Source organism: Melaminivora alkalimesophila (assembly GCF_000282995.1).
GTDB lineage: Bacteria > Pseudomonadota > Gammaproteobacteria > Burkholderiales > Burkholderiaceae_C > Melaminivora > Melaminivora alkalimesophila.
This window is the reverse complement of the sequence record NZ_ALEE01000627.1, coordinates 1-4,568: the sequence shown is the minus strand read 5'-3', so window position 1 is coordinate 4,568 and position 4,568 is coordinate 1. Positions and strand designations below refer to the sequence as shown.

5 protein-coding genes are annotated in these 4,568 nt (G+C 69.7%); 3 read left to right on the top strand and 2 right to left on the bottom strand.

Annotation, left to right across the window (positions count from 1 at the left end):
- Both A612_RS12290 and A612_RS12285 read left to right on the top strand, forming a co-directional pair.
- A partial coding sequence (locus A612_RS12290) for a DUF4142 domain-containing protein (protein ID WP_141630360.1) occupies positions 1-581 on the top strand: 581 nt, incomplete at its 5' end.
- 44 nt (positions 582-625) lie between these two features.
- Positions 626-1,024 carry a hypothetical protein gene (locus A612_RS12285; RefSeq protein ID WP_141630359.1) on the top strand — a complete coding sequence of 133 codons (399 nt, stop codon included), beginning with the start codon at positions 626-628 and terminating at the stop codon, positions 1,022-1,024.
- Here A612_RS12285 and A612_RS16620 read toward each other — a convergent pair.
- Both A612_RS16620 and A612_RS12280 read right to left on the bottom strand, forming a co-directional pair.
- Positions 1,008-1,235 carry a cysteine-rich CWC family protein gene (locus tag A612_RS16620; protein ID WP_075807046.1) on the bottom strand — a complete coding sequence of 76 codons (228 nt, stop codon included), beginning with the start codon at positions 1,233-1,235 and terminating at the stop codon, positions 1,008-1,010. The two genes, A612_RS12285 and A612_RS16620, sit on opposite strands and share 17 nt — an antisense overlap.
- A 92-nt stretch (positions 1,236-1,327) precedes the next feature.
- On the bottom strand, positions 1,328-3,538 hold the full coding sequence (locus A612_RS12280; RefSeq protein WP_019374767.1) for a malate synthase G: 2,211 nt from the start codon (positions 3,536-3,538) through the stop codon (positions 1,328-1,330).
- A gap of 171 nt (positions 3,539-3,709) precedes the next feature.
- On the opposite strand from A612_RS12280, the gene A612_RS12275 reads away from it, so the two are divergent.
- On the top strand, positions 3,710-4,568 hold an 859-nt coding region (locus A612_RS12275), incomplete at its 3' end, for a LysR family transcriptional regulator (RefSeq protein WP_019374766.1).

Sequence of the window (4,568 nt, the reverse complement as noted above, 5' to 3'; positions counted from 1 at the left end):
GCCCCGGCGGCACGGCGGCGCCGGCGGGCACGGCACCTGCTGCCCCGGCACCTGCTGCCCCGGCCACGGCCCCTGCGCGCACCCCCGCGCCCGCCGCCCCCGCCCAGGCGGACGGCAAGCCCGCGCATGCCGATGCCGCGTTCATGAACCAGGCCGCGCAAAACGGCCACCTGGAAGTCGAGGCCGCTCGCCTGGCGCTGCAGAAGTCGCAGAACCCGGAGGTCAGGGAATTCGCCCAGCGCATGATCGACGACCACACCAAGGCTGCGCAGGAACTGGGCGCCCTGGCCACGGCCAAGAACCACTCCCTGCCCGATGGCCCCTCGCTGCTGCAAAAAGGCAAGCTCAAGCTGCTGGGCACGCACGGCGACGAGAAATTCGACCGCAGCTACATCGAGGACCTGGGCCCGAAGGCGCACCGGGAGACCATCGAATTGTTCGAGAAGGGCGCGCGCGAGGCGCACGATCCGGACGTGAGGGCCTACGCCGAGAAGACCCTGCCCACCCTGCGCGAGCACCTGTCGATGGCCGAGAAGCTCGACCGCGACACGCGCAGCGAGCGCAAGGGCACGACGCGCTGAGGTCGGTTTCCTATACTGTCCCTTCCACACCAGGGAGGGACGTCATGAAGTCAGGGTTGGGAGGCCGCAGCGCGGCGATCGTGGGGGCCTGGGCGCTGGCAGCTGCCGTGGCCGGCTGCAGCGGTGAGGCCGAGACGCCGCCGGCGGCAGCGCCGTCTGCCGGCAGTGGCGCGGCCACCCCCATGACCGGCAAGGAGGTCCGGGAGGCGATCCAGGACCAGATCCTGCCCGCGTTCGAGAAGACCTACGCCAAGCGCAATGCCAAGGCGCGCCTCGAAGGCAATGTGGTGTACCTGCGCATGGACGGCGACGCCAGCGGTGACATGGCCGGCTGGACCGATTGCCGGGTCGTGACCCAGCTCATCAAGCCGGAGCAGAGTGCCGTGCTCGAATTCCCGAACGGCAAGATCGACTGCACCGAACTGCTCAAGAAGGGGCAGTAATGCGCAGCGTCCCTGGGGCGTCCTCCGGGGTGCGCGCACAGCGGGGACACAGGCAGGCCCGGCCGCGCTGCGGCGCCGGGATGCGCGCCAACGCAGCGCGCGAGACGCGCTCCTGCATGCACCAGCATGTGGGCGCGGGCTGCCCTGCCTGCAGCGCGCAACGGTTCGGCTGTCCGCACAGGGGACAGCGGCAAGGATCGATGCGCTCCATGCGGGCAGTGTAGGCCCTGCAACGACCCGCGGCGCCCGAAGGCGCCGCTGGGGTCGGCAGGGGGCGGGGCGTTTCGTCCCCGCCGCCGGGCCTCAGCGCTGCGCCTCGCCCGCCTTCACCTTCAGGCGCCAGGCGTGCAGCAGCGGCTCGGTGTAGCCGCTGGGCTGCTCGATGCCCTTGAAGACCAGATCGCAAGCCGCCTGGTAGGCGGCCGATTCGCCGAAGCGCCCGGCCATCTTCCGGTAGAGCGGGTCGCCCGCGTTCTGCGCGTCCACCTTGGCGGCCATGCGCTCGAAGGTGGCGCGCACCTGCTCTTGCGTCACGATGCCGTGCAGCAGCCAGTTGGCCACGTGCTGGCTGGAGATGCGCAGCGTGGCGCGGTCTTCCATCAGGCCGACGTCGTTGATGTCGGGCACCTTGGAGCAGCCCACGCCCTGGTCGATCCAGCGCACCACGTAGCCCAGGATGCCCTGGATGTTGTTGTTCAGCTCCTGCTGCTTTTCCTCGTCGGACCAGTTCGGGTTGCTGGACACCGGCACGGTGAGCAGCCCGGTAAGCAGGTTGTCGCGCTCGGCGTCGGCGTCGACCTTCAGCAGCTCGGCCTGTACGTCCGCCACCTTGACCTGGTGGTAGTGCAGCGCGTGCAGCGTGGCGCCCGTGGGGCTGGGCACCCAGGCGGTGTTGGCGCCGGCCTTCGGGTGCGCGATCTTCTGCTCCAGCATCGCGGCCATCATGTCCGGCATGGCCCACATGCCCTTGCCGATCTGCGCGCGCCCCGCCAGGCCGCACGACAGGCCGACCAGCACGTTGTTCCTCTCATAGGCCTGGATCCAGGCGCTGGTCTTCATGTCGCCCTTGCGGATCATCGGGCCGGCGTGCATGGCGGTATGGATCTCGTCGCCGGTGCGGTCCAGGAAGCCGGTGTTGATGAAGGCCACGCGCGCGGGGGCGGCGGCGATGCAGGCCTTGAGGTTCACCGAGGTGCGGCGCTCCTCGTCCATGATGCCCAGCTTGACGGTGTTCTCGGGCAGGCCGAGCACCTGCTCGACGCGGCCGAACAGCTCGTTGGCAAAGGCCACCTCGGCCGGCCCATGCATCTTCGGCTTGACGATGTAGACGCTGCCGGTGCGCGAGTTGCGCAGGCCATTGGCGCCGTGGCCCTTGAGGTCGTGGATGGCGATCGCCGTCGTGACCATGGCGTCCATGATGCCTTCGGGGATCTCCTGGCCGTCGCTGCCCCACAGGATCGCCGGGTTGGTCATCAGGTGGCCGACGTTCCTCAGGAACATCAGCGAGCGGCCGTGCAGCTTGAGCGGCTGGCCGTCCGCGCCGGTGTATTCGCGGTCCGGGTTCAGGCCGCGCGTCATCTGCTGGCCGTCCTTCGTGAAGGTCTCGGTCAGCGTGCCCTTCAAGATGCCCAGCCAGTTGCGGTAGCCCAGCGTCTTGTCCTCGGCATCCACCGCGGCGATGGAATCCTCCAGGTCGAGGATGGTCGACAGCGCCGCTTCCACGACCACGTCGCAGACGCCCGCGGCATCGCCCTTGCCGATGGGCGCGGCGCGGTCGATGCGGATGTCGATGTGCAGGCCGTTGTTGACCAGCAGCACGGAAGAGGGGTTGGCGGCATCGCCCTGGTGGCCGACGAACTGCGCGGCGTCCTTCAGGCCGGCCGTGGCGCCGTCCTTCAGCGCCACCAGCAGCTTGCCGCCGTCCACGCGATAGCCGGTGGCGTCCTTGTGCGAGCCCTGGGCCAGCGGCACGGCCTGGTCGAGGAAGTCGCGCGCGAAGGCGATCACCTTCTCGCCGCGCCTGGGGTTGTAGCCGCGGCCGCGCTCGGCGCCGCCCTCCTCGTCGATCACGTCGGTGCCGTAGAGCGCGTCGTACAACGAGCCCCAGCGTGCGTTGGCGGCATTGAGCGCGTAGCGCGCGTTCAGGATCGGCACCACCAGCTGCGGACCCGCCTGCTTGGCCAGCTCGTCGTCGACGTTGGCGGTGCTGGCCTGCACGTCCTTCGGCGGCTCGACCAGGTAGCCGACCTGGCTGAGGAAGTTGCGGTAGGCCGCCATGTCCTTGATCGGCCCGGGGTTGGCCTGGTGCCAGGTGTCGAGCTCCTTTTGCAGCCGCTCGCGCTCGGCCAGCAGGGCAGCGTTCTTGGGGGCGAGGTCGGCCACCAGCGCGTCAAAGCCCTTCCAGAAGGCCTCGGGCGCCACGCCGGTGCCCGGCAGGACCTCCTGGTTGATGAAGTCGTGCAGTTCGGTGGCCACCTGCAGGCCGTGGACCTGGGTGCGTGCGGCAGTCGTCATGGATCACATCCCTTGCGTTCGATGGTGGAAAAGCGGCTTCCCGGCCCGCAACGGGCCTTGCGGAGACTTTATTCCAATTGTTTAAGTAAATAAATGGGCGTAATATTCATTAACTGGTGACTTTTTTGCAAAAATCAACCGTGCCGGCCCGGGCACCGGCCCCCGCTTTCCATGGACAAGCTCAAGGCTTTCGAGTCTTTCGTCTCCATCGCCACGCGCGGCAGCCTGACGGCGGCGGCGCGTGCCGAGGGCGTGGCCCCGGCCATCATGGGCCGGCGCCTGGACGCGCTGGAAGAACACCTGGGCGTCAAGCTCCTGGTGCGCACCACGCGGCGCATCACGCTGACCCACGAGGGCAGCGCCTTCCTGGAGGATTGCCAGCGCATCCTGGCCGACGTGGCGAACGCCGAGGCCAGCGTCTCGGCCGGGGGCATCCGGGCCACGGGCCACCTGCGCATCACGGCGCCCGCGGGCTTCGGCCGGCGCCATGTGGCGCCGCTGGTGCCGCGCTTTCGCGACCTGCACCCGGAGGTGACGCTCTCGCTGAACCTGTCGGACCGGGTGGTGGACCTGGCGGGCGAGGGCTACGACTGCGCCGTGCGCGTGGGCGACCTGCCGGACTCGTCCCTGGTCAGCGTGCGCCTGGCGGACAACCGGCGCCTGTGCGTCGCCACGCCCGAGTACCTGCGCCGGCGCGGCACGCCGCAGCACCCTTCCGAACTGGCCCAGCACGACTGCCTGACCCTGTCGAGCGACGCCTCGCAGACGCGCGGCTGGGCCTTTCGCCTGCCGCGCGCGGGCGGCGGCAGCGAGGTGGTGCACTTCAAGCCGGGCGGGCCGCTCGACTGCTCGGACGGTCAGGTGCTGCACGACTGGTGCCTCGCTGGCTGGGGCATCGCCTGGCGCAGCACCTGGGAGGTGGAGTCGGAGATCGCCGCCGGGCGGCTGGTGGAGGTGCTGGGCGATTTCGCTGCGCCCCCCAACGGCATCCACATCGTGTTTCCGCAGCGCAAGCACCTGCCGCTGCGCC